The sequence below is a fragment of the Mesorhizobium sp. M2E.F.Ca.ET.209.01.1.1 genome (assembly GCF_004010375.2).
Classification (GTDB): domain Bacteria; phylum Pseudomonadota; class Alphaproteobacteria; order Rhizobiales; family Rhizobiaceae; genus Mesorhizobium.
On record NZ_SADP02001278.1, the window covers coordinates 1 to 284 of the forward strand.

Genomic DNA, 284 nt, shown 5'->3' on the forward strand with positions numbered 1-284 from the left:
GACCCGGTGGCAGTGTCGCCGTCGCCATCGGTGGTGACATAGTTGACCGTGAAGGAGACGTTGTTCTCGTTCAGCCCCGCGGGATGGTCGATCGCGTGCAACTGCGTGACGGTGTAGTTGCCCGAGCTTGTATCGGCGAGTTGGATCAACAACACTGCGGTGGCGCCCTGGCTGATGGTCAGAGTCTGCCCGCCGTTGCTCACGGCTGCAGTGAAACCGGCCGGCAGCACGATGCCGGTAGCGGTCAGCAGCGTCGAGCCGGCGCCGTCGGCGCCGTAGCTGTG

The 284-nt window shown here is 65.1% G+C and carries 1 protein-coding gene; it reads right to left on the reverse strand.

The window, feature by feature from the left end:
• Nucleotides 1–284: hypothetical protein (locus tag EN852_RS41585; RefSeq protein ID WP_189546672.1), on the reverse strand; the 284-nt coding region annotated here is incomplete at both ends.